The organism is Myxococcales bacterium, assembly GCA_016703425.1.
Taxonomy (GTDB): domain Bacteria; phylum Myxococcota_A; class Polyangia; order Polyangiales; family Polyangiaceae; genus JADJCA01.
In genome coordinates this window covers 162,634-188,993 of record JADJCA010000015.1, presented here as the reverse complement: position 1 = coordinate 188,993, position 26,360 = coordinate 162,634, and the positions used below count along the sequence as shown (strand labels likewise).

At 67.9% G+C, this 26,360-nt stretch carries 28 protein-coding genes and 1 pseudogene; 17 read left to right on the top strand and 12 right to left on the bottom strand.

Annotated elements, in window-relative coordinates; all coding sequences use genetic code 11:
* Window positions 1–7 precede the first annotated feature (7 nt).
* Window positions 8–820 carry an RNA polymerase sigma factor gene (locus tag IPG50_27695; GenBank protein MBK6695960.1) on the bottom strand — a complete coding sequence of 271 codons (813 nt, stop codon included), beginning with the start codon at window positions 818–820 and terminating at the stop codon, window positions 8–10.
* Between the two features lie 92 nt (window positions 821–912).
* On the opposite strand from IPG50_27695, the gene IPG50_27690 reads away from it, so the two are divergent.
* The 5 genes from IPG50_27690 to trxA all read left to right on the top strand — a co-directional run bounded on the left by IPG50_27690 (window position 913) and on the right by trxA (window position 2,432).
* Complete coding sequence (locus IPG50_27690; GenBank protein ID MBK6695959.1) at window positions 913–1,194, top strand: rhodanese-like domain-containing protein; 282 nt, start codon at window positions 913–915, stop codon at window positions 1,192–1,194.
* A gap of 85 nt (window positions 1,195–1,279) precedes the next feature.
* Window positions 1,280–1,447, top strand: coding sequence for a YtxH domain-containing protein (locus IPG50_27685; GenBank protein ID MBK6695958.1), 168 nt, complete (start codon window positions 1,280–1,282; stop codon window positions 1,445–1,447).
* Between the two features lie 18 nt (window positions 1,448–1,465).
* Window positions 1,466–1,747, top strand: a complete 282-nt coding sequence (locus IPG50_27680; protein MBK6695957.1) for a sulfite exporter TauE/SafE family protein — start codon at window positions 1,466–1,468, stop codon at window positions 1,745–1,747.
* Window positions 1,729–2,013 carry a hypothetical protein gene (locus IPG50_27675; protein MBK6695956.1) on the top strand — a complete coding sequence of 95 codons (285 nt, stop codon included), beginning with the start codon at window positions 1,729–1,731 and terminating at the stop codon, window positions 2,011–2,013. Before IPG50_27680 ends, IPG50_27675 begins: the two co-directional genes overlap by 19 nt.
* A gap of 53 nt (window positions 2,014–2,066) precedes the next feature.
* Complete coding sequence (gene trxA, locus IPG50_27670) at window positions 2,067–2,432, top strand: thioredoxin (GenBank protein MBK6695955.1); 366 nt, start codon at window positions 2,067–2,069, stop codon at window positions 2,430–2,432.
* Between the two features lie 128 nt (window positions 2,433–2,560).
* Here trxA and IPG50_27665 read toward each other — a convergent pair whose 3' ends face one another.
* Window positions 2,561–3,154 carry a YbhB/YbcL family Raf kinase inhibitor-like protein gene (locus tag IPG50_27665; GenBank protein ID MBK6695954.1) on the bottom strand — a complete coding sequence of 198 codons (594 nt, stop codon included), beginning with the start codon at window positions 3,152–3,154 and terminating at the stop codon, window positions 2,561–2,563.
* A 246-nt stretch (window positions 3,155–3,400) separates the two neighbouring features.
* On the opposite strand from IPG50_27665, the pseudogene IPG50_27660 reads away from it, so the two are divergent.
* From IPG50_27660 to trpS, 4 genes and pseudogenes are all read left to right on the top strand, one after another.
* A pseudogene (locus IPG50_27660) lies at window positions 3,401–3,616 on the top strand (dihydrofolate reductase).
* Window positions 3,617–3,657: 41 nt separating this feature from the next.
* A complete protein-coding gene (locus IPG50_27655; GenBank protein MBK6695953.1) occupies window positions 3,658–4,470 on the top strand; it encodes a hypothetical protein in 813 nt (270 codons plus the stop codon).
* 451 nt (window positions 4,471–4,921) lie between these two features.
* The gene (locus IPG50_27650; protein ID MBK6695952.1) at window positions 4,922–5,818 is read left to right on the top strand and encodes a hypothetical protein; all 897 of its coding nucleotides are present in this window, start codon (window positions 4,922–4,924) and stop codon (window positions 5,816–5,818) included.
* Window positions 5,819–5,956: 138 nt separating this feature from the next.
* The gene (gene trpS / locus IPG50_27645) at window positions 5,957–7,033 is read left to right on the top strand and encodes a tryptophan--tRNA ligase (protein ID MBK6695951.1); all 1,077 of its coding nucleotides are present in this window, start codon (window positions 5,957–5,959) and stop codon (window positions 7,031–7,033) included.
* A 54-nt stretch (window positions 7,034–7,087) separates the two neighbouring features.
* On the opposite strand, the gene IPG50_27640 is transcribed toward trpS, so the two are convergent.
* Both IPG50_27640 and IPG50_27635 read right to left on the bottom strand, forming a co-directional pair.
* Window positions 7,088–8,191: an alpha/beta fold hydrolase gene (locus tag IPG50_27640; protein ID MBK6695950.1), complete on the bottom strand. Its 1,104-nt coding sequence runs from the start codon at window positions 8,189–8,191 to the stop codon at window positions 7,088–7,090.
* Between the two features lie 107 nt (window positions 8,192–8,298).
* On the bottom strand, window positions 8,299–9,159 hold the full coding sequence (locus IPG50_27635; GenBank protein ID MBK6695949.1) for a hypothetical protein: 861 nt from the start codon (window positions 9,157–9,159) through the stop codon (window positions 8,299–8,301).
* A gap of 95 nt (window positions 9,160–9,254) precedes the next feature.
* Between IPG50_27635 and IPG50_27630 the strand changes: the two genes are divergently transcribed.
* A complete protein-coding gene (locus IPG50_27630; protein ID MBK6695948.1) occupies window positions 9,255–10,088 on the top strand; it encodes a methyltransferase domain-containing protein in 834 nt (277 codons plus the stop codon).
* A 94-nt stretch (window positions 10,089–10,182) separates the two neighbouring features.
* Window positions 10,183–10,596, top strand: a complete 414-nt coding sequence (locus tag IPG50_27625) for a hypothetical protein (protein ID MBK6695947.1) — start codon at window positions 10,183–10,185, stop codon at window positions 10,594–10,596.
* A 53-nt stretch (window positions 10,597–10,649) separates the two neighbouring features.
* Here the strand turns inward: IPG50_27625 and IPG50_27620 are convergent, their stop codons facing one another.
* The 3 genes from IPG50_27620 to IPG50_27610 form a co-directional block, all read right to left on the bottom strand.
* Window positions 10,650–11,957, bottom strand: a complete 1,308-nt coding sequence (locus tag IPG50_27620; protein ID MBK6695946.1) for an inosine/guanosine kinase — start codon at window positions 11,955–11,957, stop codon at window positions 10,650–10,652.
* A gap of 59 nt (window positions 11,958–12,016) precedes the next feature.
* Complete coding sequence (locus tag IPG50_27615) at window positions 12,017–12,454, bottom strand: DUF1801 domain-containing protein (protein ID MBK6695945.1); 438 nt, start codon at window positions 12,452–12,454, stop codon at window positions 12,017–12,019.
* An 85-nt stretch (window positions 12,455–12,539) separates the two neighbouring features.
* Complete coding sequence (locus tag IPG50_27610; protein ID MBK6695944.1) at window positions 12,540–13,556, bottom strand: hypothetical protein; 1,017 nt, start codon at window positions 13,554–13,556, stop codon at window positions 12,540–12,542.
* Window positions 13,557–14,026: 470 nt separating this feature from the next.
* Here IPG50_27610 and IPG50_27605 point away from each other — a divergent pair, with 470 nt between their 5' ends.
* Window positions 14,027–14,539, top strand: a complete 513-nt coding sequence (locus IPG50_27605; protein MBK6695943.1) for a GNAT family N-acetyltransferase — start codon at window positions 14,027–14,029, stop codon at window positions 14,537–14,539.
* A 159-nt stretch (window positions 14,540–14,698) separates the two neighbouring features.
* On the opposite strand, the gene IPG50_27600 is transcribed toward IPG50_27605, so the two are convergent.
* The 4 genes from IPG50_27600 to IPG50_27585 form a co-directional block, all read right to left on the bottom strand.
* A complete protein-coding gene (locus tag IPG50_27600) occupies window positions 14,699–15,292 on the bottom strand; it encodes a hypothetical protein (protein MBK6695942.1) in 594 nt (197 codons plus the stop codon).
* A gap of 74 nt (window positions 15,293–15,366) precedes the next feature.
* Window positions 15,367–16,257 carry an alpha/beta hydrolase gene (locus tag IPG50_27595; protein MBK6695941.1) on the bottom strand — a complete coding sequence of 297 codons (891 nt, stop codon included), beginning with the start codon at window positions 16,255–16,257 and terminating at the stop codon, window positions 15,367–15,369.
* 2 nt (window positions 16,258–16,259) lie between these two features.
* Complete coding sequence (locus IPG50_27590) at window positions 16,260–16,895, bottom strand: hypothetical protein (protein MBK6695940.1); 636 nt, start codon at window positions 16,893–16,895, stop codon at window positions 16,260–16,262.
* Between the two features lie 90 nt (window positions 16,896–16,985).
* On the bottom strand, window positions 16,986–17,303 hold the full coding sequence (locus IPG50_27585) for a hypothetical protein (protein MBK6695939.1): 318 nt from the start codon (window positions 17,301–17,303) through the stop codon (window positions 16,986–16,988).
* A 284-nt stretch (window positions 17,304–17,587) separates the two neighbouring features.
* Here IPG50_27585 and IPG50_27580 point away from each other — a divergent pair, with 284 nt between their 5' ends.
* The 4 genes from IPG50_27580 to IPG50_27565 all read left to right on the top strand — a co-directional run bounded on the left by IPG50_27580 (window position 17,588) and on the right by IPG50_27565 (window position 22,455).
* Window positions 17,588–19,756: a Zn-dependent oligopeptidase gene (locus tag IPG50_27580; protein MBK6695938.1), complete on the top strand. Its 2,169-nt coding sequence runs from the start codon at window positions 17,588–17,590 to the stop codon at window positions 19,754–19,756.
* A 247-nt stretch (window positions 19,757–20,003) separates the two neighbouring features.
* Window positions 20,004–21,233 carry a hypothetical protein gene (locus IPG50_27575; GenBank protein MBK6695937.1) on the top strand — a complete coding sequence of 410 codons (1,230 nt, stop codon included), beginning with the start codon at window positions 20,004–20,006 and terminating at the stop codon, window positions 21,231–21,233.
* A gap of 43 nt (window positions 21,234–21,276) precedes the next feature.
* Window positions 21,277–21,915: a DUF3109 family protein gene (locus IPG50_27570; GenBank protein MBK6695936.1), complete on the top strand. Its 639-nt coding sequence runs from the start codon at window positions 21,277–21,279 to the stop codon at window positions 21,913–21,915.
* Between the two features lie 108 nt (window positions 21,916–22,023).
* Entirely contained in the window at window positions 22,024–22,455 is a 432-nt protein-coding gene (locus tag IPG50_27565) for a YciI family protein (GenBank protein MBK6695935.1), read from the top strand.
* Between the two features lie 29 nt (window positions 22,456–22,484).
* On the opposite strand, the gene IPG50_27560 is transcribed toward IPG50_27565, so the two are convergent.
* Window positions 22,485–23,282: a methyltransferase domain-containing protein gene (locus tag IPG50_27560; protein MBK6695934.1), complete on the bottom strand. Its 798-nt coding sequence runs from the start codon at window positions 23,280–23,282 to the stop codon at window positions 22,485–22,487.
* A 230-nt stretch (window positions 23,283–23,512) separates the two neighbouring features.
* Here IPG50_27560 and IPG50_27555 point away from each other — a divergent pair, with 230 nt between their 5' ends.
* A complete protein-coding gene (locus IPG50_27555) occupies window positions 23,513–26,305 on the top strand; it encodes a hypothetical protein (protein MBK6695933.1) in 2,793 nt (930 codons plus the stop codon).
* The last annotated feature ends 55 nt before the right edge of the window (window positions 26,306–26,360 follow it).

The following is a 26,360-nucleotide window of genomic DNA, read 5'->3' as shown; positions in this document are numbered from 1 at the left end:
GCCTTCGCTAGAGCGCCGTGTGAGCCGCCCAAGCGCGCACCGCGGCCTTGACCCGCGCCTGGAGCTCCGGCGGGACATCTTCCGTACGGACGCGTTGGCAGGCCAAGAGCGCACGCCTCAAGGCATCACAGGCGGCGCCGCACGCAGGGCATGCAGCGAGGTGTTTCTCCATCGCGGAGCAGTCGCCCTGGCTCAGGTCGCCCTCGAGCTTCTTCGACCAGAGCAGCGCGACCTCCGGGCAGCCCGACGGCGACGGCGGCGACGCCGGCTCTAAGAGCGGTCGCAAAGCCTCGCGGAGCGCCTCGCGGGCCCGATGAAGCCGGCTCTTGAGGGCATCGACCGAGATCCCGACGGAAGAAGCCGCCTCCGGTGCCGACAGTCCTTCGATGTCGCGCAGCAGGATGACCTCTCGGTGCTCGTCGGAGAGTCCGTCGAGCGCCCTGGATAGGGCCGACGCCAGCTCGTGCTCGGCCGCATGAGCCTCCGGTGTCGGGGCGTGATCAGGCGCCTCTGCCATGCGCTCGTCGCTCACGGGCGGCTGGTTCTTGAGGCCACGGCGCCGGCGCGCGCACGCGCTCCGCGTCAGCGCGAAGGCCCAGCTCGAGAGCGAGGAACGGCCCTCGAAGTCCCCAAGATGGTTGGCGATGTTGATGAGGGTGTCCTGGAGGACGTCCTCCGCGTCGTGCGCGTTCTTGCACATTCGGAGGCCGAAGCGATGGACCGAGGGGGCGAGCGTCGCGAGAACCGCTTCGAGCGCGTCGCGCTCACCCTTTTGGGCGCGGGCCACCAGCTCGCCGAGGTCGTCGTGGGATTGGGCCATGTCCGCCTACCTATAGTGCCGAAGGTGCTCTGCGAAAACGGCGAACCCACCAGGCTCGACGCTGGCTCCCACTCAGAACACGGAGACCTATCATGTCGCTATTTGGCGGTTCCAAGCACGAAGGACGCAAGCTCGTTGAAAGCGGCGCGCTTCTGCTCGACGTCCGTACCCGAGAAGAGTTCCAAGAGCGTCACATCGAGGGCGCGGTCAACATTCCCGTGCAAGAGCTCGCAACGCGGGTCCGCGAGCTCGGCGCGAAGGAGCGCCCCGTCGTGGTCTACTGTCGCAGCGGCGGACGAAGCGCCGCGGCGGCCACGCTGATGAAGGCGTCTGGCTACCAGGTGCTCGACATCGGCGGCATCGGAAACTGGTAGCACCGTGCCTTCTCCCGACCTCCCCACGCCGAGGCCAGAACACGTCGCGGAGACCTCCGCGGAGCACGAACCGAGAGGACGCAACATGGGACTCCGACTGGCTCTCTTCGTCGCTTTTGGCGCCGTGCTGGGCTTTGGCTACCACCGCCTCGTGGGGTGCCGCAGCGGCGCCTGCGCGATCACCGCCAACCCGTACATCTCGACGGCCTACGGCGCGCTGATGGGGTACCTCTTCTCGGGCGGGCTCCGATAGACCGCGAGCCGCGAGACGATGTCGTCGCCATTCGAACTCATCGCGTCGGGCGCGTTCGGGGTCGCTTCCGGCGTCCTGGCGGGCTTCCTCGGCATCGGTGGTGGAGCCATTCTTCCGCCGCTGCTCGTCTTCGCGCTCGGCATCGAGCAACACCGCGCCCAGGGAATTTCGCTCGCGGCGCTCCTGCCGCCCGTCGGTCTCCCGGCCGTCCTCGCCTACCGAAAGAGCGGGGTTCGGGTCTCCACCCACAGTCCGGGTTGCTCGGCGTTGGGGGTGGGCTCGTGGCGCTTCCGCTCTTGAAGAGGTTCGGCCGACTCAGTCGCCTCGAGGCGCAGGCGACGACGCTCGCGATGATGCTGCCGCCCATCGGCCTGCCCGCCGTCTACGTGTACGCGAAGGAGCAGGGCGGGCTTCCGTGGGAGTTACTCGCGGCGGTCGCCGTGGGCTTCTCGCTCGGCGCCGGGCTAGGCGCGCGGGTCGCCGGCCGCGTGAACGCGCGGATCGCCACCGTCGTCTACGCAGGCTTTCTCGTGTTCATGGCGTTCATCCTCGTCCTTCGTGCCTGAGCCGCGCGAACCCAACGGCCGAGTCGTCGGCTCCTATGCGAAGGAGAGTGCACATGTCTACGATCGCGATGACCGCTCAATCGTTCCCCGCCCAGATCCGGAAGGACGGGATCGTCTTCATCGACTTCTGGGCGAGCTGGTGCGGCCCTTGCCGGGCCTTCGCGCCAATCTTCGAGGCGGCCGCCAAGAGGCATCCGGACATCACTTGGGCCAAGGTCGACACCGAGGCCGAGCAGGACCTCGCAGGCGCGCTCGAGATCCGCTCGATCCCGACGCTCATGGTCTTTCGGGACGGCATCCTTGTCTTCGCCAAGCCCGGTCTTCTTCCTGGTGAGGCGCTCGACCAACTCGCCAAGAAGGTCCGCGCGCTCGACATGGACGACGTTCGGAAGAAGGTCGCGCAGCCGAAGGTCGCGTAGCGAGGCGAGCCCCTTGCTTCCGCGCGCGAGGACGACAAAGGCGAGCGTTCAGGTTGTTGACGAGTCCCGCCCGACTTCCAGCGATTCTCACACGGCACCGCTCGTTGGGATACGACCCCGCCGTGGGCCTATCGCGCGTAAGTCACGGTGAGCGTCCCCGTCGCTAGCGCCTCCGCCTTCGGGATGGGGAGGTTCATCGCCTGCTTCTTCGGGAGCGCGTAGACCGTGATGGCGTAGCGATGGGCCGGCGCGCCGGGAGGCGGGCAGGGACCGCCGTAGCCGTGACCGAAGTCGTTTGCCACGGCCATGCCGGCGTTCGGTGGCGCGCCGTTCGAAGACTCGGGCACCGAGAGCATCGTGCTCGGCACGTTGATCACGCGCCAGTGCACGAAGTTCTTGGCCTCCTTGTCCCAGTCGTTGGGGACGTGCGGCGCGTCGAGGTCGAGCATCTCGATGGCGTAATACTCCGTGCCAAGGGGGCCCTTCGACCACGCGAGGGGCGGCGACTTGTCGCGGTGCTTGTCGTCGATGCACACGTACGCCTTCGGCATGGGCTTGCCGTCGCTTAGCGTCGACGACGTGACGGTGAGCTGCGGCGTCGCGCTGGCGCCGGCTTGGGTGCTCGCGGCGCTTGGGGTCGACGTAGCGTTCGTGTCCTTTCGGCACGCGCTGGCCCCGGCGGCCAAGAGGGCGAAGGCAAAGCGAGCGGCGTTCTGACGCATCGCGCGAGGCTCGCCCCGGGCTGCGCCGATGTCAAAGATCGCGGCCGCGGGCGCGCTAGAGAGACCCGTCACCAAAGACGATGGCCTCGAACTTGCGCATCATCCCTTCGGAGTGGGCGGCGAGAGAGTTGTTTCGCCGGGGTCTCCCGCCGGGCCTCCTGGATGACCACAGAAGCCCTGTTCGTGGTGTGATGGTGCGAGGGCCGCGTTGTCACGACGGCGAACGACCCAGCAGGAGTGACCCGCATGTCGAGGCTTCGGGTAGACGCGTTCTCAATATCCATCGACGGGTACGGCGCCGGCGTCGACCAAGCGCTGGCCAATCCCATGGGCGTCGGAGGGATGGCCCTGCACCAATGGGCCTTCGCCACGAAGACGTTCCAGAGAATGCACGCGGACTTCGCCGCCCCGCTGATCGGTGACGCGCCCGGCCGAGGCGGCATCGACGACGACTTCGCTGCCGAACACGCCACCCACGGCGTCATGAGGACACAAGCGGCCTCATGAATCCTCGCGCCGCGGGGCTCGGCCCCGCCCTCCTCCTTTGCACGTCGATCGCTTCGTGCGCAGCCTCGAGCTCCGAAGCGCCCGCGGTGGCGGTTGCCCCAGGCGCCGCTTCGTCCGATGGCCCGCAGTCGGTGTCGGCCGCGGCTGCGACGCCGCGCGCGGCGGATCGCGCCCATGCGCCGGCGCCGGCGCCGCGTGTCGTCGAGGCTGGAGCTGCCGCGCCGCTCGAACGCGCGATGACCGACGACGAACGCCGCCGGGCGATCTCGTTTCCCGAGGCGCCGCGCCATCGCTCCAGCGTGCTGGCAGGGCCGGCGCGACCCTCGAGGCTCAAGCCGGGCAACTACGCCTGCCGCACCGGCGCCGAATACCGGCTGAGGCCCTGCACCGCGTACAAAGACGACGCCGGCTTCACGTGGCTCGAGATGCCGAGCTCGCTCATCGGCTTCAAGGCGGTCGCCTACGACGAGGGCGCTTCGCTGGTGCTCGAGGGGACCTCGATGGACGAGCGCCCCTTCGGCTGCTTCGGTTGCGACGAACGGTGCACGCTCGAACCGGGCACCTGCGCGTGCCAAGAGATGTTGCCCGACGGGAGTCGCGAGTGCCTTGCCCAGCCGAGCGTCGTGAAGCTCACAGCGAGCGGGGGCGGGTGGCGCGGGACGCTCGAATACGGGTCCTACTTCAATCGCTACGAAGGCGCGGGCGCCGAGCGGCACGTCGCTGGGTGGACGCGTGAGGTGGTGAAGCTCCTCGTGGAGGTGGTCCCCGCGAACCGAGCGGCACCGCCCGCCACAGGGAGCAAGCGATAGCGAGCTATCGTGAGCGTCATGCTGCCGACCAAGCCCAGCTTCCTTCCGCCGCTGCGCACGCTCGTCAATGCGTGCGCCGACGCGCTGAAGCTCCCGCGCCCGCCGCGGCTTGCTCTCGTCTACCGCGGCGGCGCCGTAGAGCTCCGCGCCGGCGGTGCGAAGGTGACCGGACACGTCGCTGCGATCTCACTGCTCGTGGGCTCGCTCGTCGTTGAGGTCGCTGGAAAGCGCGTCCTCGGGCGACCGACGATCTGGAAGGCCGCCGCCGATCTCTGGTGGGCGCAGCCCCAGGCGATGTTCGACCTGTCGCTCGCGTGCCTCGCGCGGCGCCGCGTCGACGATGCGCGCGACTTGGCTTACCTCGCGCTCGTGGAGACCCTCTACCTCGAGGACGTGGCGGAGGGCGAAAAGCCGCCGCCGCCGGGAGGCCGTGCTCGCGCTGGTCGAGGGGATGACCTCGCCGGTCGCCGACGAGAGCGGCGCCCACCTCTCCGTGCTCCGCCGCCTCGTGGCGCGCCTCGAGAAGGCCCCGCGCGCCAGCCAGGTGCCGCTCCTTCGCGCCATCGGCGACGTCGTTGCCGATGCCGCGTACGCAAACCCGCTCGTGCTCAATGACCTCGTTGCGAGACCGGCGATGCAGTTTGCGATGCGCTACCCGGACGCGCGCCGCGCGGCCGCGCTCGACGTCGTCGAGGCCCTCGTCGGGCGGCTCGTCTTGAGCGCCGCGTATCGTGAGCTCTTGCCGCTGCTCGACGTGCTTGTCGATGCCGGGCTCTCGTCGCCGACGCCAGCCATCGAAAGGTTCGTCGCCCACGCCGCCCTCGCCGACCCCCGCGCCGAAGAGGAGCGGGCGGAGCTCGACGCATGGGCGACCGCGCACCGCGCCAAGGTGCGACCGCACCTGGCCGAGCTCGAACCGTGGGCTCAGCTCGCGCGCGCCCACGTCCGAGCAGGCAAGGCACTCCTCCTTCGTGCCGCCGGCAAAGATCCCTGCCTGGAGCGACCGAAGAAGGCGATCGCCCCCGTGTCTCGCGTCGACGCCGCCCGATTCGTTGTGCTCGCCCGGAGCCACGTCGAGCATGCGCGCCGCCTCCTCGGCGCGACGCTCACGACCGACATTGACGCCACGAGCTTCGACGCCACTCAGCGGCGCAAGCACATTCACGAGGACTTCCACGGGCTCGACGGTGCGACCCATCGCGCAGCCGGCGAGGCACACGCGGCCCTTCAGGCCTTCGTCCGCGCCCACGAGGCCGCACAACGCGACGCCTATGACCACCTGAAGAAGGCGCACGTCCCCGCCATCCGCGCCCTGGCGAAGAAGGTCGGCGTCGCCACGCCGGTGTGAGCGAGAGCGTCTCGCGCCGCCTTCGCGCTCCTGCCGAGAGGACGACGCCGCTGCCTCGAAATCGCGTAAGCTTTCCTGCCTTGCCCACCGAATAACCGCCCTCGCGCCGACCCGAGCTTCCCGATGAGCAACGAACGCGTGCCCGCCACGAGCGGTCGTCCCCGCATCCTGACCGGCGACACCCCCACCGGGAGGCTTCACCTGGGCCACTGGGTTGGCTCGCTCGAGAATCGCGTCAAGCTCCAGGACGACTACGAGTGCTTCTTCTTGCTCGCGAACATGCACGCGTTCACGACGCGGTCGGAGCTGCCGGCGGACATCCGCCGCGACACGCTCGAGATCGTCAAAGACTGGCTCGCCGCCGGCATTGATCCGGAGCGCTCCACGTTGGTCCTACAGACCGAGGTTCCGGCCATCGCCGAGCTGTCGTGGTACTTCGCGATGCTGTTGCCCTTCAACCGGGTCATGCGAAACCCGACGCTCAAGACCGAGATCGAACAGAAGGAGCTCGGCGATCACTACAGCTTCGGGTTTCCGCTCTACGCCGTCGGGCAGTGCGCCGACATCCTCGCCTTCCGCGCCGAGCTCGTGCCGGTGGGTGAAGATCAGGCGGCGCACATCGAGATGTGCCGCGAGGTCGCGCGGCGATTCAACTGGACCTACGCGGGCGTGGACCCGCAAGCGAAAGACGAAGAGCACGTCGGCCAAGGAGGCGTCTTTCCGATCCCGCGCGCCCACATCGGACGGGTGGGGCGCCTCGTTGGCACCGACGGCAAGAACAAGATGTCCAAGAGCCTCGGCAACGCCATCTTCTTGACCGACACAGCCAAGGACATCAAAAAGAAGATGGGTGCGCTCTACACAGGCCGTCAGACGATGACGGAGCCTGGCGACGTGACCAACGCGCTCTTTCAGTACGTGCGCGCCTTCATCAAAGACCCGGCCAAGGTGTCCGAGCTTGAAGACCGGTATTCGCGGGGCGACAACATCGGCGACGGCCACGTGAAGGTCGAGATCGCGGCCGCCATCGACGAGCTGCTCGGGCCGATGCGTGAGCGGCGCGCCGCCCTCGAAGGCGAGCGCGGCGACGCGACGGTGCTCGAGATCGTGCGCGCCCACTCGGCCAAGGCCAACGCCGTCGCCGAGGAGACGCTCTACCTGGCGAAAGAGGCCATGAAGCTCGACTACGGTCGCCGGTCGTTGACCTTCACGTAACCCCCGACGCGGCGCCCGCGACGCTCAGTCGCACGCCCGGTCGTGAAAGACGCTCTAGTCCTCGCCGCTCGAGAGCCACGTGCGGAGCTGCTCGTAGACCTCAGGGCGACTCAAGAGGTCGAGGTGTCCGGCGCCGTAGGCGATGAATTGATTCGTCTCGGGGAACGCGAGCGAGGGGCGCCCGAGCGCGCTATCGATCGGCACGAGGCCGTCGCCCGCGAGCCGCGTGGCTGTCGCGAGCGATGTCGTCGCCGCGACGGCGTAACACTGCACCCCCTTAGGTAGCGGCAGGCCCGTCCGTGGATCGCCGGCGAGCGCGAAGCGATCGCGGCCATTCCAGTCCTCGTCGAGCACGTTGCCGTAGCGGAGATCGGTCACGCCGGCGCTGCGTAGCCTCCCGAGCCGCGCCAAGGGGGCGCTGTAACCGCTGACGCCGAGCAGCACGTCGACCCAGTTGCCACCGCGTTCCAGCGGCGCGCCGTGGTGAGGCGAGCCGAGGCACACGAGCTTCGTCAGCGCGTCGGCCCGCCACTTGTGCGCCGCAACCTCGCCGGCGTGGCAGGCGCTCCGCACAACGAGGCCCCCCATGCTGTGGCCGACGAGGACGAGCTCGGTTAAGGGGACGGGCCACGCCGCGAAGAGCTCTTCGAGGAGCGCAGCGAAGGCGCGACCGTTCGTCGAGACGTGGAGCCCACTGTTGTAGCGCAGGTAGAGGGCCGAGTAGCCGAGGTCCCGCGCCAGCGCGGCCCCGTGATCGTGACCGGCGCGGCGCCACTGAAGGTCGTTCATCGATGAGCCGTGTACGAGGACGACGACTCGACTTGACGCGTCGGGCAGGGCCTCCCGAAGGGCGCTTGCCTCGAGGTCGAGCGTGTCACCGTCGTGGCAAAGGCACATGGTGGTCGCGAGCGCACTGCCCGTTTCGCTCAGGTAGTCGCCGACCACGCCGTTGAGGGCTGCCAGCACAGCGGCCCGCTCCGCGCCGGGCGCGCTCTCGCCGAGCAGCGGTCCCAACGAGGCCAAGACGGCGTCGACGACGGCGCCGACGGCTTGTGTGACGCCGCGAACGCTCCCGTAGACGAGGCCTGTGAGCACGCGCGCCGGTGCTTCAAGAGGAAGTCCGAGGACGTTCGGGCCGCTGGCGATGCGGCGGTGCATCGCGTGGACGATGTCTGTGACGCGCAGCGTCGCCTCCACGAGCAAGCGGCTCGCGGCGCGGGCATCGTCGCCGTGCGGCCGCGCGCCCTTTCGCTTTCGCGGTTCTGTCACGACGTCGGGCTCTTCTTCGTCTTCGAGCGCTTCGCCGCGACCTTCTTCTTCTTCTTCGCAGGCGCCTTGTTCACCGGCGCCTTCTTGCGCGGCGACTTGCTGCCACCTTGCGCCTCTGCCCAAACCGAACGAAGCGCCTCGATGAGCGCGTCGTTGCCCTTCAGGGCGGCCTTCTTGGTGGGGTGAACGTCTCGCACCTCGAGTCGGCCCAGGCGATCTGCGGCGAAGATCATTCGCACCGCGCTGCTGCCGAACGTCTGTCCCGCGAGCACCGCGCGCGTCATCGAGTAAGCGCAGAGGTTGTCGTAGAGCAGGCGACGGCCCATCTCCGCCAGGTCGAGGGAAACGTTCACAAGCACGAAATCGACTTGCCCGTACTTCGACATGCCCTCCGTTGCGAGGGTGACGCGCTCGCCCTTCCGGGTCTCCCGAAGCGAGACCGTGTCGCGGACCGCAACACCTTTGGCGAGCGTTTTGAGGACGTCTTTGGAGACGAACGCGTCGGCTGTTCGATCCACGACGATGCCCTTGCACTGCTTGGCGATGTCGACGGCAAGCTTGAGGGCCGCGTCGAGGTACCAAAGCGAATCTTGTCGCGGGCCTTCGTATTCGACGACGTAACAAGCCGCCGCCTCCTCGAGGGCACGGCTGGCGGCCGCGTCTTGGAACGGCGCAGGCTGCCGAAAGACGCCGCCGCCGACGCACATGAACGACGGCGGTTGAGGTGCCTTTCGAGCGCGGGCCATCGCGACCCGTCGGAGGTTGGCTCCCGCCGAGTAGCCCATCATGTAGGGGGTCATCACGTAAGGGTCGGCGCTCTTGACGAAGATCTCGTAGCGGACGACGGCGCGAGTCATGGCGGCTCATGGTACATGGACGGGTCGAGGTCGTGCGTGGTCGCACCGAGGGGCTCCCCCTACCGCCTCGCAGCTCCTCGATGTCGGACCGCCCCATGAACGAATCGAACTCCGCGCAAATCGACTACTGGAACGGCCGCGCCGGCGAGAAGTGGGCGGCCTTGCAGAGGAACCTCGACGAGATGCTCGCGCCGGTCACGGCGGCGCTGACGGCGCGCGCCGGCGCGCTCGCGGGTCAACGCGTCCTCGACATCGGATGCGGCACCGGCGAGACGTGTGCGCTGTGGCTCGAGCGCGGCGCCGCGGTGACGGGCGTCGACGTCTCAGCCCCCATGCTGGCCGTCGCTGCGAAACGAACGCAAGGCAAGGTCGCGCTGGTCGAGGCCGACGCATCGTCTTGGATCGGCGACGCTCCCTTCGATCTCGCCGTGTCGCGCTTCGGCGTGATGTTCTTCGCCGCGCCCGACGCCGCCTTCGCGCGAATCGCTGAGAACCTCCGGCCTGGCGGGCGTCTCCTCTTCGCGTGCTGGCGAGCCCGGGCCGAAAACCAATGGGCGAGCGCCCCGGCGGCCGCGATCTCCGATCTGCTGCCCGAGCCGCCGGCTGCGGACCCACTCGCCCCGGGCCCCTTCGCGTTGGCCGACGAGGAACGACTTCGAGGCATCCTCGAACGCGCCGGCTTCGTGGAGCTCGCGCTGCGTCCGCTCGACTTCCGTGCTTGCGTCGCGAGCGAGGGCGGCGTCGAGGCGGCGGTGCCCTTCGTCATGCAGACGGGCCCCGTGGGCTCGGCGCTGGGGGAGGCACCTGACGAGGTTCGCGCGGCCGCCGCGCTGAGGCTAAAAGCCGCACTCGCTCCGCACGAAAACAACGGCCGCGTCTCGCTGGGCGCGGCCGCGTGGCTCGTTGAGGCTCGCCGCGCCAGAGCGTGAGCCTTCTCTGTCCATCAGGCGAAGTCTGTGACGATCGCGCGAGCGACGGTCGCAGACTTGTTCGCCCACGTTCGATTGAGACAAGATGGTGGAAATGAGTTCGGGCCTCGAAGGTATCGTTCGCGACAGCGCCGCCAAGCAACTGACCATGCACAAGCTGACGGGAGGCATTTGGATCTTCCTGGGAGCCATCTTCTCGGTGGCCATCTTCGTGCCAGGCAAGGCCGATGAAGATGGTGCGCGTATCGCGGCTGCCATCTTCGGCGTCCTCTCGCTCGCCTTTGGCATCGGCTTCATCGTCTTCATGAAGGGCCGCCTGAAGACGCTCGTGGAGCTCTTGCTCACGCGCCGCTCGGAGCTCAAGGGCGCGGGGATCGTCGGCCTCCGCAGTCGGGGCACGGTCATCGCGTACGTCATCAGCGTGCGAGACTCGGCGAACCGTCGCTATCGCATGCGGGTCGCGTCGGAAGCCAACGCGCGCGCGATGTTGGCGGGAATTCCCGGGTAGGCCCGCGACCACGACCGGCACGCGTCGCCAAGCATCGGCGCGCGGGGCCATCGTCACATGGCCCAGTAGGCCTCTTCGTTGAGGCCCTCTTCGCGCTCCGGCAGCCCGCGCGTGAGCCGCGGCGACGATTGCACGAGGACCTCGTAGCTGACGCGGTTCGCGTAGCGGCACACCTGGCTCATCGACGAGTACGTGAGAAAGTCACGCACGTGTTTGGCCGACGTGGGCACGCGGGCGCGGTGGTACCGATTGGCCGACATGTCGTGGAGGAGCGCTGCGAGCGCGGCGTCGCCGGCCCCGTTGGCGCTCGTGATGCGCGCGGGGCCGCCGTGGTAGGGCGCGATGTGCGCGAAGACCTTGAGGGGCTTCGCGCAGCGCTCTTTCAGCATGGGGCGGCTGAACTCAAAGCGATTGAACTCGGGGAGCGCGCCCGGCAGAAGCGGATACCGCGTGGCGCGCTTCACGGCGTCGTCGGTGTACCCGGCGAGGTAGAGCCCCGTGGCGCCGGCCGTGCAGAGCACGAGGTCGGCCCACTCGAGCGCGCGCTCGCACGCGAGCAACGGATCGGACAACCCCGTGAGGGCTTCGCCCTCTTCTTCGTTCATCGCGAGCACGTCAACGTGTTCGCCGATGAACGAGCGCCAGAACTCGGGGCGGTCGGCGATGATAAAGCGCGTGCCGAGCGTCAGCACCACCGGCACGCCGTGCTCCTTCGCGAGCGCCACGGCGCGCAGCGTCGCCGCAGGCATCGGCTCGCCCTTGTCGGCGCGCATCAGGTACGCCGAGATCAAGAGCGCCGCGGCGCCCACGAAGACGTCCTCCGGGACGCTCTCGGGCCGAAGGTCGTTCATCTTGCCGGCGCTGATGGCGAACGTTCGCTCCCCGTCCGGTGTCACGAGCGCGAAGCAGCGACCGATGGCGCCGTCGACGGGCTGCAAGTGATCGAGGTTCACGCGGCTCGAGGTGTTCGACAGGTACCGATACCCGGACGTGCCCACGCGAATCACGTCGCTCATGACACCCAGCAAAATGGACGCGTCGTCACCGAGCAGGGAGTAGTTGTGCAAGGTGTTGCCGACGGTGCCGCCGGCGAATTCGCAGGAGATCTGCTTGTTGTGGAACAGCTCGTCGTAGAGGCGCGCGGCGCGATCGCTCGCGATGAGGGTCGAGCCGCCCTTTGGCAGCTCGTAGCGGCTTAGGAGCTCGTCGGGAACGCGGGCGTCGATGTCGACCAACGTCTGATCGATGCCGACGACGTGCACCTTGGCGTCCGGCGCGTCGACACCCGCGTGGTGGAGGAGCGGATCACGCTCGTGGACCGGGAAGTAGTGCTTGTGTTTGCGTCGTCCGGGAAATCGCACGGAGCGTCAGCGTCGCCGCGGAGAGCACAGGCCGCAAGGCCCACGGCCAAACGAAACGCTCAGCGTCGGCGCGGCGCCGCGCCTTTTCGCTTCGGCGCCGTCTTCTGCGTCGCCTTCTTCGCCGTCTTGGTGGCAGGACGCTTCACGTTGGTTGCGTTCGCGAGCGTCTGGTCCATGCGAAAGCGGACCACGCGCCCCACAAGCTCCACGGGCAAGGGCTCGTCGAGGGGAAACTGCACCGAGCCCTTACCGGTCTTGTACTTCGAGAACTCGCGCTCAAACGCCGCGCCGACGCGCGCGCCCGGATAGAACCCGATGTGCCGCGCGTAGCCGGCAAAGTGAACGAGATGTTTCCCTTCGAAATCGAAGGTGGGAATTCCGTAGCTCATGGTCTCCACGGCGGCAGGCGCCGCCTTCTGGATGGTGCGCTTGAGCTGAAGCAGGAGCTTCCGAACGGGGCCCGGAAACGGCGCGATGTAGTCGTCGATGGCGCTCATGGCGCTTCATCATCGCCGCTCCGAAGGGGGTCGTTCGAATAAAAAGGGAGCCGAGGGCGCCCCCCCGCGCAACCCCGGGTCGTGTTCAGCGCGCCGCCTCAGAGGTGTTGCGCTCCTCGGTCGCCGCGGCCTTCCCGAGCTTCGCCGCGCCGTCACCGGGAGACGCTGCGAGGCCCGCCCTCCCCCGCGCCGTTCGGTCGCGCTCCCACTTCTTGGCGGCGCGTACGTCCTTCGCGAACGCCTCTGCGTGGGCCAACAGCTTCGTCTTTATCGGCGCCGGGAGGTCCTTCGCGACACCTGATTCGTCGAGCGGCATGCGGTCCGACTTCACCGACCGAATCACGCGTTCGACCTCTGATGCGGCATGGAGCGGGGTCTGAAGGAGTACGAGGCGCCGCATCTTGTCCGGGTTGTTCGGCACGTGGCAGGAGTTGCAGTCGGCGTCGCGCATCGTCAGCGCGAAGGCGCGGTACGTCTCGTCGAGCGAGCGGAGGTGAGGGTTTTGAGGCGCGAAGAGCCCCGCGAACAGCGTCGGCGCCGGCTGCGTCTGACCCTTTGCGTCGACCCACATCCACTTGCCGTCGAAGGTTGGCATGTGGCGACGCGTCGACGCGGCCACCTTGGCGGCGTTGTCACGCTTCATGAAGGTGATTTGAGAGATCTTCAGCGACGACGCGTCGAGCCAGAAGACGAGCGTGTTGGCGTCCTCATAGTCGGTCCACTTCTTTGCGTCGTGCCAGAACGGGTAGGGGTACGAACCCGTCGGGAGCTCGTTTCGGAACCCTGCTGGCACGAAGGCGCGCATGACGCCGTTGTTGGTGTCGAACTCGAGCTCGTAGTCTCCGCGGACCATCCACATGGGCGCGTACGCACCCGTGAAGACGTCGGGACCGAACTGGGTGGAGCGAAAGTCGCTGAGCTTGCTGTTGATGTTTCCGCCGGGAGCGCGACCCCACAGCACGACGTTCTTGAGAGCGCTCCGGAACTTCGAGTCGCCGAAGAGCGTCTTCTGGCAAGCTTCGTACGCGGCGCGATCGTCCACGGGCCGAACGGGGCAGGCGGCCGCCAGCTCGAGGACGATCTCGCGAACGCGTTCGCGCAATCGGTTGACGGTCGCTGCGCTCGGTGGGCCGCTGGCCTCGGGCTTTGGTTCGCCGTGCGAGGCAACCGCGACAAGCGTCGCGGCGCCCCAAAGCGTAGCGCCGAGGAGCCTCCTTGGCAGGTGGCGTTTGGCGGAGGTCGCGGAGGGAGAACGTTGCGTTGAGGTGAGAGACGACGCGTGGCTCATGGCTCGTCACGAGCAACGGGCGAGCCCAGTCCCGCACACGAGGCCACGACGCGCTGTGTGGTATCGAGGCCGCACGGCGCCCGCGCGCAACTCGCAGGCATCAGGCTGACGTGATGCACGTCGTCCACAGATCAGCTCCCTTCTCTGGGCGGGAGGGCGCGCCCGGTGTCGCTCAAATTAGCCACACAAGCGCGGCCAGCCCGCGACGCGTCGGGCGTTGCGTGAGGTCGCCGTGGGCGCCGTTTTTCAGCCGAGCGAGCGCGCGACCGATATCGTTGCGCTCCATGGTGCGCCTCGAACCGCTCTCACCGAGTCATCTCGACCACGTCATGACATGGGTCAACGATCGCGAGGTGATGCAATACTTCGCGAACCGTCAGTCCGACATCACGCGCGACGAGGAGGCGACGTACATCGGGGGCCTCGTGGCTTCGAACGTCGATCGGGCTTTCTCGATCTTCGTCGGCGACGAATACGTCGGACAGTGTTCCGTGAACCAGATCTACTGGCCGGCGAAAAATGGACGCCTGTTCGTCGTCATCAAGAAGGACGCGCAGGGGCACGGCTACGGCCGCGCCGCCATCGAAGCGCTCCTTGCCGTGGCTTGGAACGAGCTCGACCTGCACAAAGTCTGGCTCATCGTCCGCCAAGACAACCGCCACGCCCAGGCGATGTACCTCACGCTCGGTTTCAACTTCGAAGGACTCTTGAAGGACGAGTACCGCGTCCAGGACCGCTACTTCGACATGGTCCGGATGGGCGCGCTGAGGCCGCGCAGCGACTCAAGAGACTCGTAGCGCGGGTCACGGCTCGCGCATCGAGACTTTGCATTCCTTCGAGCTGTAGACGCAATCGACGGTCGCGCCGAGCTCGGCCTCCAAGACGATGGCTGTGGCGTCGCGGCAACAGTGGTCAGCAGCGCAGAGGTCCCTCGTGGCCCCCGCGCGAACCGCCGCTCACTGCTTCACGAAGACGCTGCCGGCGACGAGCTTCGACTTCGGGTCGGTCTCGTAGATGGTGAGCTTGCTTCCGGCGACCGAGTAGACCGCTTTGAGGTCGGGCGTCTTCTTCGGACACGTCAGCGTTCGGTCGAGCGCCGTGCCGGTCGTCACGAAGGTCTCGGCGAAGGTGTCGGTCGAGCCGTCGGGCAACGTCTGGATCGACTCCATGAGGTCGCCCTTGATGGCGAGCGTGATCTTGAGGCCGCTGGGGGACGGCGCGCTGGCGGTACCCGCCGGGTCGTAGACGGTGAACTCCGTCTGGAAATAGGTGCCGTCGACGATGGTGCCGCCGGTGGCCGTCGGAGCGGGCCCCTTCACCGTGTTCGCCGTCGCCTCAGGCGCCCCGTTGACGAGCGCGTTGCACGCGCCCCCGCCGCCGGCGTCCGTTCCGCTCGCGTCGGAGGGCGTTGCGGCATCTTTGGCAGCCGCCGCGTCTGCCGACGCGTCGGCGCCTTCGGTGGACGCGGGCTCCGTCGTGCCGGAGCTGCTACAGGCGCAGGGCACGAGAGAGAGAAGCGTAACGACGGCGGCGACGGAGATGTTCTTCACGGACTCACCGTAGCGCGCGGCGAGGGCGCCGGTCGAGCCGCGGCATGGGCAGCGGCCAACCGCGCGGGTCCCTCTCACCGTGCGACCCGTTGAACGAACTCCGCGAGGGGCGCCGCCAGCCGATCCTTGTCGGTGTCGAAGTTGACGACGACGTCGGCGTGCGAATGCCCCGGAAGCGTGAGCAGGCTGATCGTCGCGCCGAGCGCCTTGAGCTCCGCGACGGCGCGCGGGATCTGCGGCACGAGGTAGGCCTCGTCGGCGTCGCCCATGGCTACAAAGAGCGGCGGCGCGTCGCCGCGGAAGTAGCGGCGCGGCGAGTGACTCGAGAGGTCCGCGCCGAAGACGGGCTCCGTCACTCGCGCGTTGAAGTCGCTCTCCGGTGGGTGCGCGGCCATGTCTTCGAGATCGAAGATCGGCGAGAGCGGCGCGAAGCCCTTGATCCGTGAAGCGTCGAATCCAGCGCTCGCGAGCCGCGCCTTGTCGAACGCGATCAGCGACGTCATGTGCCCACCGGCAGAGTGGCCCGCGAGGACGACGCGCGTCGGATCGCCGCCGTATTCGCCGACGTGTTGAGCGGTCCAACGGAGCGCCGCGATGACATCGCCCAGCTGTTCGTTGAAGGTCACGTCGGGCACGAGCCGGTAGTTCATGATGACGACGCCGATGCCGCGCCGCGCGAGCGCTTGCCCGACGTTGCCGTAGAGTCCAACGACGGGCGCGAAGTAGCGCTTGTCTTGAGCGATCCAGTACCCGCCGTGGACGAAGACGACCACGGGGTAGTCGCGCACCCCGCGTGGGCGATAGAGATCGAGCGTCTGCCGTGGGTTCGTGGAGCCCTCGACGTAGGCGATGTCGGATTCGAGCTCGACCACGTCTCTCGCGAAGTAGGCGCGCATGTCGCCGTCGCAGGCGGGAAGCGAGCAGGCGAAGCCGCCGCTCAGCAGCGCGAGCACGAGTCGGCGCACCGTCAGAACCTCACGCGTGCGGCCAGCTCCGAGCGCAGCCACACGGGATAACCCGTCGACACGGTCAGCGCGACGTGGAGGCTCTTGTAGACCGCAACGTCAGCGCCGAGGCCTTGCGTCATGAAGGCGCCGAGCAAGCGCTCGCCGAGCTCCCGTTTGGGAACGTCGGCCGTTCCGCCCGAGGAGAGACCGAGGCCCGCGAAGGCTTGGTGATAGAGCTCTAGCGGCCCGAACGCGGCGAAGTACGTGCGCGCGCCGACGCCCATCGTATGAAACGAGAAGGCCGAGACGGCAGCCCCGTAGGAGTAGTCGACGTAGGGCTCGAGGAAGTCGGCCTTGGCGAAGCGGTACCCGAGCTGGGCTCCAACATAGGGGACAGCTACGTTGGCGCCGCCTGACACGCCGAGTGCGAGACCGCTTCGCGCGACGCTGGATTCGCCGGGGTTGTCACGTGGCGCTGCGACGGGCCGCGATGCGGTGGCTCCGGAGGATGGATGCGGTGCTGGCTCGAGCGTCGCGTCGGCGCTGAAGGGCTCCCCTGTCGTCGCCTCGTTGGCGCGGGCGCCGGCCGAATGGAGCGTGACCGCTGCGCTCACGAGGAGCGCGGCGCGCAGGTTGGGAAAAGGCCGACGAGCCATCTTCGCCAAGCACTACAGCTTAACCCCCGAGGGCGCGACGACGACGTACACCCGATGCGTCGGCCCGCGGCGCGGGGGTTCCGTCGGCGTTCAGTTGGCCGGCGGACGCGACGAACGAATCCGGAGACTCGTCCACGCCACGCTCGTGTGAAAGCGCACGTCGCCCGCGTCGGCGGTCGGCTCCGCCACCACCAGGAGCGTTCCGATGGGACCGCACCGGAAGTGGCCCCGCCGACCCCGGACGAGCGCGAGCTCCGTGTCGGATTGTACGGACCGCGCCAGCTCAGCGTCGCGCGGGTCGATGGGCTCGCCCCCGGCCGCCAGGGTGCCGCCGTCGGCGGTGACAAAGGCGGCTGCAATGACGCCGCGCGCGGTACAGAGGCGTTCGAGAATCACTTCTAGGTTCATCGCTGTGGTCCTTCGTCGGTGCGGCCCATCCGAGTGTCATCGTCTTGCCACCGCGCGCCATGATGGTCAACAAGGGTCGCGACATGAAGTTGCAGTTTGCACGTGTGTCCGGTGCGCTACGACGGACCTCTCCATGACCGGCGACAGCGCCCCTGCTTCTCGCGCTCGTGCCGAGGGGCGGTTTCCGGGCGCGGAGCGACACGCGAAGGCTAGGACGGAGACCGGTGGCACCCTTTCGAGCTCCCCTCGCAAGCCGCACCGACCGCTTGTACTCTCCGCGCCGCATGCGAACGCACCTCCGCCAATCCTCAGTCTTCTCCCTCACAGTCCTCGCGGCCGCGCTCTTGTCGGCCTGCGGCGGCACGGAGCCGCCCATCGAGGCGCCGCGTCCCGTTCTTGCCACAGCCCCCGCGGCACCGTCCTCGCCGCGGCCCGTCGCCTCGACCGCGAAGGCCATCGCCCCCGCTCCCCTCGACGTCGACCCGACCGCCGCGGAGATGACGCGCGAGGGCATGGCTCACGCGTGCGATGCGAGCCTGAAGCGCGCCGAGCTGATCTGGGAGGGTGTTCGGCTCTTGGCGAAGGAGCCGGCGCCGCTCACGTGGGAAAACACCATGAGCGCCCTCGATGCCGTGCACCTCTCGATTCGAAACGCCGCCGACTTCGCTGAGCTCATGTCCGTGACGCACCCCGACAAGGGCGTCGTCGCGGCGGCCAAAGACTGCGGCCCGAAGGTGGAGCGGTTGCTCACGTCGATCCGTTTGGACGACGCTACCGCAACCGTCGTGAAGCGCTTTGCGGCGCAGCCCATGCCTGTCAAGGCACCCATCCCGAGCTCCTGGCCTCGCTACGTAGAGCGCATGGTGAAGGAGCTGAAGCGCAACGGCGCCGACCTCGATGCGCCGGGCAAGGCGCGCTTGCGGCAGCTCAACGAAGAGCTCAGCCTCGCGATGCAAGAGTTCCAAGGGAACATCGCTGGCGCGACGCTCTCCATCGAGGCTGAGCCGAAGAGCCTCGACGGCCTTCCGGAGTCCTACGTCGCGAAACATCCCAAGGGTGCGAACGGCAAAGTCCGGCTCACGACCGACTACCCGGACTTCTTTCCGTTCATGCAGTTCGCAAAGGATCGCGCCGCGGCGCTCGAGCTCTACACGAAGTTCGACAACCGAGCCGCCGACAAGAACGTGGCGGTCCTCGACAAGATCCTGCGGCTCCGTCGCGAGAAGGCCAAGCTCCTGGGCTACGCGACGTGGGCCGACTTCGTGCTCGAGATGCGCATGGCGAAGACCCCGGCGACGGTCGCGACCTTCTTGGACGACTTGAAGAAGCACCTCGCGCCCATCGTGAAGACCGAGATGGCCGAGCTCGAGGCGGCGCACGTGAAGCTCGGCGGCAAGAAGGGCGAGAGCATTCCGCCGTCGGACCGCCTCTACCTCGAAGAGGTCGTGCGCAAGGCCAAGTATGGCGTCGACGCGAAAGAGGTGAGCGAATACTTCGAGGTCGAACGCGTGCGCCAAGGGCTCCTGGACATCACCGGGCAGCTCTTCGGCATCAAGTACCGTGAGGTCCCTGCCAAGGCTTGGCATGCCGACGTCAGGACCTACGAGGTGCTCGACGGCGACAAGACCATCGGCCGCTTCTCAATGGATCTTCACCCGCGCGAAGGCAAATACAAGCACGCCGCGGTCTTCTCCATCCGAGACACGCGCAAGATGGACGACGGCTCACGCCTCATGCCCATCGCCGCCATCGTGTGCAATTTCCCCAAGACCAGCGGCGAGACGCCGGGGCTGATGACGCACCAGGAGGTCTCGACCTTCTTCCACGAGTTCGGCCACGTCTTGCACCACCTCCTGTCGACGGCGGAGCTGTCGAGCTTCGCCGGGACCAACGTGTCGCGCGATTTCGTCGAGGCGCCGTCGCAGATGCTCGAAGAGTGGACGTGGTCGAAGCCGGTCTTGGACCGCTTCGCGAAACACTGGAAGACCGGCAAACCGATGCCCGCCGGGCTCTTCGACAAGATGACCAAGGGCCGCGCCTTCGGTCGTGCCATCACGACGCAGCGGCAGCTGTTCTTGGCGTCGCTCGATCAGGCCTACCACGCCACGAGCGAGCCCGCCGGCGACACGACGGCCACGGTCAAGGATGTGTGGTCGAAGACGATGCCGTTCCGTTACGTCGAGGGAACGCACTTCCAGGCCACCTTCGGCCACCTGATGGAATACGACGCCGGCTACTACGGGTACCAGTGGGCCCTCGCCATCGCGCGTGATCTCTACTCGCGTTTCGAAAAGGAGGGCCTCATGACGCCCGCCACGGCGCTCGACTACCGGGCCAAGGTGCTCGCGCCGGGCTCGTCGGACGACGAGGGCAAGCTCGTCGAGGCCTTCCTCGGGCGGCCCTTCAGCCGCGATCCGTACAAGCGCTTCCTGGCGCTCGGCGCCCGCAAGTGAGGTGAGCCGCCGCGCGGCCTCGCAGATTGCGAGGCGCGCGCACGATGCACGGTTCCGAGGAGGCGCAACCGGTGCGTTCGCCCCCTTTCGCCTCGCGTTGCTCGCCTGCGTCGAGACGCTTCCTGCGTGGCTCGAAAGCTGCAGTCCCTCGTGTGGGTCGGGGGCAGCGCCCAAGCCGCCACGATCCGGTCCCGTTCGCCACGCGATAACGATCGCGCGCGCTCTCTCGACGGGATGGAGGTCACTCATGTCCAGTCGAAAGTCGCGCTTCGTGCCCGCGTTGGTCCTCGGCGCCCTTGGTGCTGCGAGCAGCAGTTGCAGCAGCGCTAGCGTGCCCGACGAAGGGGCGTCCGCGCCGTATTGCGATATCGCGGCAGCGACCCGCGATCCGAACGTCGACGCCAACGTGCGCATGGTCGCGACGGTCGCGGGCGAGTTCAAGACCACCGCCAAGGCGGCCCGCGCCTCCGTCCTCACGGCGTGCGCAAACATGGCCCGCGACCTTGGAGGCGTCGACACCTGGTCGGCGCTCGGTGACGGCGACGCCGCCATCGCCAACAGCGACAAGACCGGTGCCTGCAACGTCGCTGCCGTCTGCGTCCGGCGAATCGTCGACGCGTTCCCGTCGGCCAACCTGGCGCTGGTTATCACCAAGGGCGCATGCCACCCGGACTTTGCGGCCCAGGCGCGGTGCGACGTCATGTGCAACGGCGGGAGCGCGTGCGACTCAGAGAGCGCCGAATCGCGGTGCGAGTCGGCGGAGCTAACCTGCAAATGCGACGCGATCTGCAAGAACGAGAGCGCGTGCCGAGGCACCGTCGCTCGGCACGCGAACTGCGCGGGCGAGTGCGCGGGCACCTGCCACGGCGAGTGTTTTGGCACGTGCACCGGAGCGAACGGTGCGCTGACCGAGAAGGACGAAGACTGCCACGGCAAGTGCGACACCTTGTGCAACGGGAAGTGCACCGGCGACTGCACGATTCTGGTTCAGGGAGGCATGCATTGCGGCGCCGACGTGCGCTGCAAGGGTCAATGCGAGGGGGCCTACACCGAGCCTCAATGCGAAGCGGTCTTCGTGAAGCCGCGGTGCCTCGTCGAACCGTCTTGCATCGCGGCTTGCAGCGCCGGCGTCTCCGCGAACGCGCTTTGCGAAGCGCCGGCGGTGGACCTCTTGGGGGATGCCAGCGTGAACCCTGACATCAGCAAGCTCATGACGACGGTGCGCACCAACCTGCCGGCGCTCATCGCCGGAGCCGGGACCCGCGGCAAGCTGCTGCTCGACGCGGCGCTTCGCCTTCGCGTCGCTGGCGAGACGTTGGCCAAGGATAAGGACAAGCTGAGCGCCCGTTCGAGCGCTTGTGCTCTCGCAGGTGCGAATTCGGCCGCCCAGGCCACGGCACACATGAGCGCAGTCGTTCGTGGGAGCGCCGAGGTTATGGTGAGCAGCGTGGCCACGAGCAGGACGGCGCACGACTAGTCGGTTAGGCTTCGCGCTCGCGAGTCAAACCGGAGAGGAGCCCATGACCGTCAAGTTGCCCGTTGTCGCTGAGCCCGAGCCTCCCGAAGAATCCATCGGCGTCTTGACGCGCCATCACCTTGGTCATGTCGGAGGGCTCAAGGTCGGGCGGTCCCTCTTGGACGCGCGCATCGCCGCCTCGTGTGACTCGAACAAGTGCACCTCGCAGTGCTGCGGCACGGGAGTGTGGGCCGATCGCGCCGAAAAGGAGCGGATCCTGGCGCACGTGGCCGAGATCATCGCCACCATGGATCCCGACCAACCGACCGACCCCGCGCGCTGGTTCGACGACGGCGAGCTTCATGACGACGACTTTCCCTCCAAGGTCGCCATCGGCACTCAGACGATCGACCGCGGCTGCGTCTTTCTGAACCAAAAGGGGCGCTGCGTCCTTCAGAAGGCCAACCTCGAGGGCCGCGTCCCCGTCCTCAAGCCCTTCTTCTGCACCGCGTTCCCGATCACCATCGACAAGGGCATGCTCCAGCTCGATGTCGACAACGTGGAAGGTACACGGGAGTGTTGCCAGCCCGCGGCCGAAGGAACGAAGAGCGTGCTCGAGGCCTTCGCCTACGAGGTCGAGTTTACGCTCGGCAAGGACGGCGCCGAGGAGCTGCGCGCGCTCCTTGAACACGCGCGCGAGTGAAAATCGTCGCCGCGCCGCCGCAAAGTTGTGGCGCCGTGTCGATCCGCGGTCGCGCCGAACGTCGTCCTGGAAAAGGGCCCCCTCGGGCCCACCACAAAGGAAGCGCATATGAAGGTCATGGTTCTGGTGAAGGCGACGAAGGACTCGGAAGCGGGGGTCATGCCCGAAGAAGGGCTCCTTCGCGAGATGGGCAACTTCAACGAGGAGCTGGTCAAGGCCGGCGTCATCCTCGCCGGCGAAGGGCTCCACCCGAGCTCCAAGGGAAAGCGCGTTCGCTTCGTCGGCGCTCAGAAGACCTTCATCGACGGCCCCTTCGCCGAGACCAAAGAGCTCGTCGCGGGCTTCTGGATCTGGCAGATCAAGTCGATGGAGGAGGCCCTCGAGTGGGCGCGGCGCATGCCCAACCCGCACCCCGGCACCGACGGCGTCGAGGTGGAGATCCGGCCGGTCTTCTCCCCGGAAGACTTCGGTGAGGCGTTCACGCCAGAGCTCCGCGAGCGCGAAGAGCGGCTGCGCGCGCAACTTAAAAAGGGCGGCTGACTCGGTGGAGTCGAGGCCCTCTTGGCGCGTCAGGCCTTCTGACCGCTGATGATAGGGACGTGCCACACCGCGTATTGGCTCTCGTCGTGGATCGCCGCGATGGCGCAATCGAAGAGCGCGCGAAGCTCGTCCAGCGAGAGGCGACTGTGCTCCGCGATGGCTTTTGCGTAGCCGTCGCGCCAAGCCGTGATGACCGCCGCGAAGGTGGCCCGCGGCACTCGGAGCGTGTCGACGATTGCGTAGTCGACGCGGAGATCGGTTAGCCCGAGCGCGCGGAGCAGTGCCCAGGTGATGCGGCCCACACGTTCGTCGGTGTGAGTCGCGCGCGCTAGCGCCGCCACGCCGTCGGTCCAGAGACGGTCCGGATCACGGGCGCCGTCGCCCTCGCCGTGCGGAAAGTGGAGCATGCGGTAGTCCTCGCTGAGGACGTGGAGCCAGCCGCCTGGCTTCGCGACGCGCTTCAGCTCGGCGAGGACGCTCGCCGGCGCCGGCACCGCTTGCGTCACGTGCCGGCACACCACGAGATCGAACTCGCCGTCACCGAAGGGCAAGTGGAACGCGTCCCCTTGAAGGAACTCGATGCGCGCGCCGAAGCCGGCGGCGCGTCGGCGCGCGTGTTCGAGCGGGGCCTCGAGGATGTCGACGCCAACCAGCGTTGCGCTCTCGTAGGCTTCCGCCAGCCGCACCGTGATCTCGCCGCTGCCGCAGCCAATGTCGGCAATGCGAGCGCCCTCGCGCAAGCCGTAGCGGGCGAAGAGCGGCGCTTCTTGCGGCCAGATAATCTGCGCCTGGGCAGCCAGGTTCCGCAACATCGATTCGTGCGCCATCTGCTCCGCTTGCGGGTTCCGATCCAAGCGCTCTCCTTCGTGGTGGTGGTCGCGGTTGTGGTCGTCGGTGTCGCCACCACGATACCGTCAGTGCCGGTTGAGGCGAGCCTACATGTGCGCGGCTTGATAGGGCCGCGGCGAGGGTTGCGCATCCGCCTTCGCCGCCCGTAGCCTGCCGCCTCGGCGAGGGCTCGCGTGCACGCGACCGCTCGCTGGGGAGAAAGAAAAGCATGCGCTCTTGGACTTACTCATTCTTGACCATCGCCGGCTGCGTCGCCGGTGCGTTGGTCGCGTGTGGCGACGATGAAACAACGTCGACCCCAACCCCGACCGTCGACGCCGGCTCTTCCGATACCGGCACCCCACCCGACTCCGGTGGCGGCTCCGACACCGGCACGAACGACGGCGCGACGACGGACACCGGCACCGACGCCGGCACGGTGGTCGCGAAGGGCCCTTCGCAGGGCTCCGCCGTTGCCGTGTCGCCCGATGACACGGTGATGGTCGTCGCCAATCGCGGTGCCGGCTCCGTCAGCGTCTTCAAGCTCACGTACCCTTCGGGGGCTGGCGCACCGACGGCGACGAAGACCGACGTCGACATGGGCGCCGACTCGGAGCCGTGGCAGGTGGCCATCGCGCCCGACGGCCAGACGGCGTTCGTGGTGCTTCGCCGCGCACAAAAGCTCGTAAAGATCACCGGCCTCACGGGAACGCCCGCGAAGGGCCCCGAGGTAGCGACGGGCTCCGAACCGACGGGGCTCGCGCTGACCCCGACGGGAAAGCACGCCTACGTCGCCAACTGGGTCGACGGCACCGTCATGGGCATCGACACGGCGGCGATGACCGTGTCGCAGACCATCGATCTGAACGCCACGTTGGCCGGCGCGACCACGCTCGGCGCCACGCCGCGCGCCGCGCTCGCGCATCCGCGGTCGCTCGCCATCACCAACAACCTCGACGCCAACGACGACGACGAAGCGGTCTACGTGACCGAGTACTTCGCGCACCGAACCGCGCCCGAGAGCGCCGACGGCGCCAACGCCGACACGAGCAAGGCGGCGCATGTCTACCGGATCTCGGTAGGGGTCGGCACGGCAACGGCCATCCAGCTCGGTGCCATTGGCGCGGGTTTCAAGGACGAGAAAAACGCCAACACCGCCTGCTTCCCTAACCAGCTTCAGTCGATCGCCCTGAACGGCAAATTCGCCTACGTGCTCTCCGTCTGCGCTTCGCCGAGAGGACCGCTGGGGCCCAAAGTGACCACGACGGCGTGCACCGTGGCGACCATCGCCACCGACTGCGCTGGCCTCGTGGATCCGGTCTGCGTCAAACCCGACACCACGAGCGCGGGCACCGTCTGCGTTGACGTCGCGGGCGCCAAGACGACGACGCACCCGGTCGTGTCGGTCATCGACACCACAACGAACGCGGAGGTCACGGCGGCGACGGCCAACCTCAACGCGAAGTTCCGTGACCTCTACACGACGGGCACGATCACGCTCGATGACGCCTCGCGGCGCTACCCGCTCATGGCCAACGACATGGCCTTCGTGCCCGGTACGGCGATTTCGTACATCACGGCCAACGGCACCGACGCCGTCTTCCGCGTGCGCTTCGACGCGACGACTGGCGCCATCAACGAGGTGGGCTCGACGGCCGCCAAGTTCATCGACCCCCCGCCGGCGGCGGCGGCGCCTGCGAGCAAGGGCCAGTTGCCCGTCGGCCTCGCCATCTCGAACACCGGCAAGGGCTTCGCGTTCGTGGCCAACGACGCCACACGCATCGTGTCCCTCGTCGATCTCAACACGCAGGCGCTTCACGGTGGCGCCGCCACGCCGACGACGTTTGCGGCGGCGCCCATGCCGACGGCAGGGAGCGACGCGGACAAGGCGCTCAAGGGCAAGCGGCTCTTCAACACGGGCCTCGGCCGCTGGTCGCTCAAGGGCCAAGGTTGGGGCGCGTGCCAGTCTTGCCACACCGACGGCCTCACCGACAACGTGACCTGGTACTTCGCCCGCGGGCCGCGCCAATCGACGAGCCTCGACGGGAGCTTCTCCAAGAAGGACTCGACCGATCGCCGCATCTTCAACTGGACCGGCATCTTCGACGAGGTCGCCGACTTCGAAGGCAACACGCGCGGCGTCTCGGGAGGCATCGGAGCCATCGTCAACGACACGACGGCACCCACCAGCACCGCTCAGCGCATCAACCTCGCCAACGCCGGCGGCAACAGCCACGCGGGCCTCAACGGCTCCGCGACGCTCGTCGCCGACGTGAGCGATCCGCTCACGCTCGGCAACGGCAACAAGAGCGTCCTCGACGACTGGTCGCTCATCGACAAGTTCGTCCAGAAGATTCGGTCGCCGCGCTCGCCGAAGAACCTCGACGCCGCGAAGGTCACGGCGGGTCGCACGCTCTTCGAACAGAAGAACTGCCAGGGTTGTCACGGTGGCGACAAGTGGACCATCTCCAAGGTCTTCTGGACGCCGAGCGTCACGACCAACTCGAACCTCAAGACGAAGGCCTGGACGGCGCCCGTTGGTTTCCCCGCCGGCTTGCTGCCGGCCGCGACCGTCGGCAACCGCTTCATGCGCTTTGACTCGGGCAACGCTGCCGCGCTCGACCAGATTCAGTGCGTCTTGCGCAACGTCGGGACCTTCGGGCTCGCGCCCGCCAACGTCGCGGTCGACGCTTCGTTCGAGAAGCGCGCCGACATGACCACGGCGGCTCAAGGCAACCAGACCGACGGCAACGGGTACAACCCGCCGAGCCTCCTCGGGCTCGCGACCGGCGCGCCGTACCTGCACGCGGGCAACGCTCGCTCCCTCGAGGAAATGCTCGCCGACACCTTCAAGCTCCATCATCAGGCGCTCGCGGTGAACTTCCTCGATCCGACGGACACGAACGCGGCCTCCCAACGAGCCGACCTCGTTCAGTTCCTCCTCTCCATCGACGAAGACACGACGACGCTGGGCATCCCTGGCGCCGGCGCGACGGGCGGCTCGTTCTGCGCGGCGCCGTGATGCGTTGAACGGAACCTCGCGACCAGGCCATCGGGCCAGGCCATGAGGCGGGGCT

Coding starts and splice junctions, on each gene's coding strand:
- IPG50_27625 (MBK6695947.1), top strand. CDS start 10,183: ATGAGTTCGGGCCTCGAAGGTATCGTTCGCGACAGCGCCGCCAAGCAA.
- IPG50_27560 (MBK6695934.1), bottom strand. CDS start 23,282: ATGGCGCACGAATCGATGTTGCGGAACCTGGCTGCCCAGGCGCAGATT.
- IPG50_27650 (MBK6695952.1), top strand. CDS start 4,922: ATGACCTCGCCGGTCGCCGACGAGAGCGGCGCCCACCTCTCCGTGCTC.
- trxA (MBK6695955.1), top strand. CDS start 2,067: ATGTCTACGATCGCGATGACCGCTCAATCGTTCCCCGCCCAGATCCGG.
- IPG50_27555 (MBK6695933.1), top strand. CDS start 23,513: ATGCGCTCTTGGACTTACTCATTCTTGACCATCGCCGGCTGCGTCGCC.
- IPG50_27680 (MBK6695957.1), top strand. CDS start 1,466: ATGTCGTCGCCATTCGAACTCATCGCGTCGGGCGCGTTCGGGGTCGCT.
- IPG50_27655 (MBK6695953.1), top strand. CDS start 3,658: ATGAATCCTCGCGCCGCGGGGCTCGGCCCCGCCCTCCTCCTTTGCACG.
- IPG50_27580 (MBK6695938.1), top strand. CDS start 17,588: ATGCGAACGCACCTCCGCCAATCCTCAGTCTTCTCCCTCACAGTCCTC.
- IPG50_27640 (MBK6695950.1), bottom strand. CDS start 8,191: ATGCACCGCCGCATCGCCAGCGGCCCGAACGTCCTCGGACTTCCTCTT.
- IPG50_27635 (MBK6695949.1), bottom strand. CDS start 9,159: ATGACTCGCGCCGTCGTCCGCTACGAGATCTTCGTCAAGAGCGCCGAC.
- IPG50_27570 (MBK6695936.1), top strand. CDS start 21,277: ATGACCGTCAAGTTGCCCGTTGTCGCTGAGCCCGAGCCTCCCGAAGAA.
- IPG50_27665 (MBK6695954.1), bottom strand. CDS start 3,154: ATGCGTCAGAACGCCGCTCGCTTTGCCTTCGCCCTCTTGGCCGCCGGG.
- IPG50_27630 (MBK6695948.1), top strand. CDS start 9,255: ATGAACGAATCGAACTCCGCGCAAATCGACTACTGGAACGGCCGCGCC.
- IPG50_27585 (MBK6695939.1), bottom strand. CDS start 17,303: ATGAACCTAGAAGTGATTCTCGAACGCCTCTGTACCGCGCGCGGCGTC.
- IPG50_27575 (MBK6695937.1), top strand. CDS start 20,004: ATGTCCAGTCGAAAGTCGCGCTTCGTGCCCGCGTTGGTCCTCGGCGCC.
- IPG50_27695 (MBK6695960.1), bottom strand. CDS start 820: ATGGCCCAATCCCACGACGACCTCGGCGAGCTGGTGGCCCGCGCCCAA.
- IPG50_27565 (MBK6695935.1), top strand. CDS start 22,024: ATGAAGGTCATGGTTCTGGTGAAGGCGACGAAGGACTCGGAAGCGGGG.
- IPG50_27690 (MBK6695959.1), top strand. CDS start 913: ATGTCGCTATTTGGCGGTTCCAAGCACGAAGGACGCAAGCTCGTTGAA.
- IPG50_27590 (MBK6695940.1), bottom strand. CDS start 16,895: ATGGCTCGTCGGCCTTTTCCCAACCTGCGCGCCGCGCTCCTCGTGAGC.
- IPG50_27605 (MBK6695943.1), top strand. CDS start 14,027: ATGGTGCGCCTCGAACCGCTCTCACCGAGTCATCTCGACCACGTCATG.
- IPG50_27615 (MBK6695945.1), bottom strand. CDS start 12,454: ATGAGCGCCATCGACGACTACATCGCGCCGTTTCCGGGCCCCGTTCGG.
- IPG50_27685 (MBK6695958.1), top strand. CDS start 1,280: ATGGGACTCCGACTGGCTCTCTTCGTCGCTTTTGGCGCCGTGCTGGGC.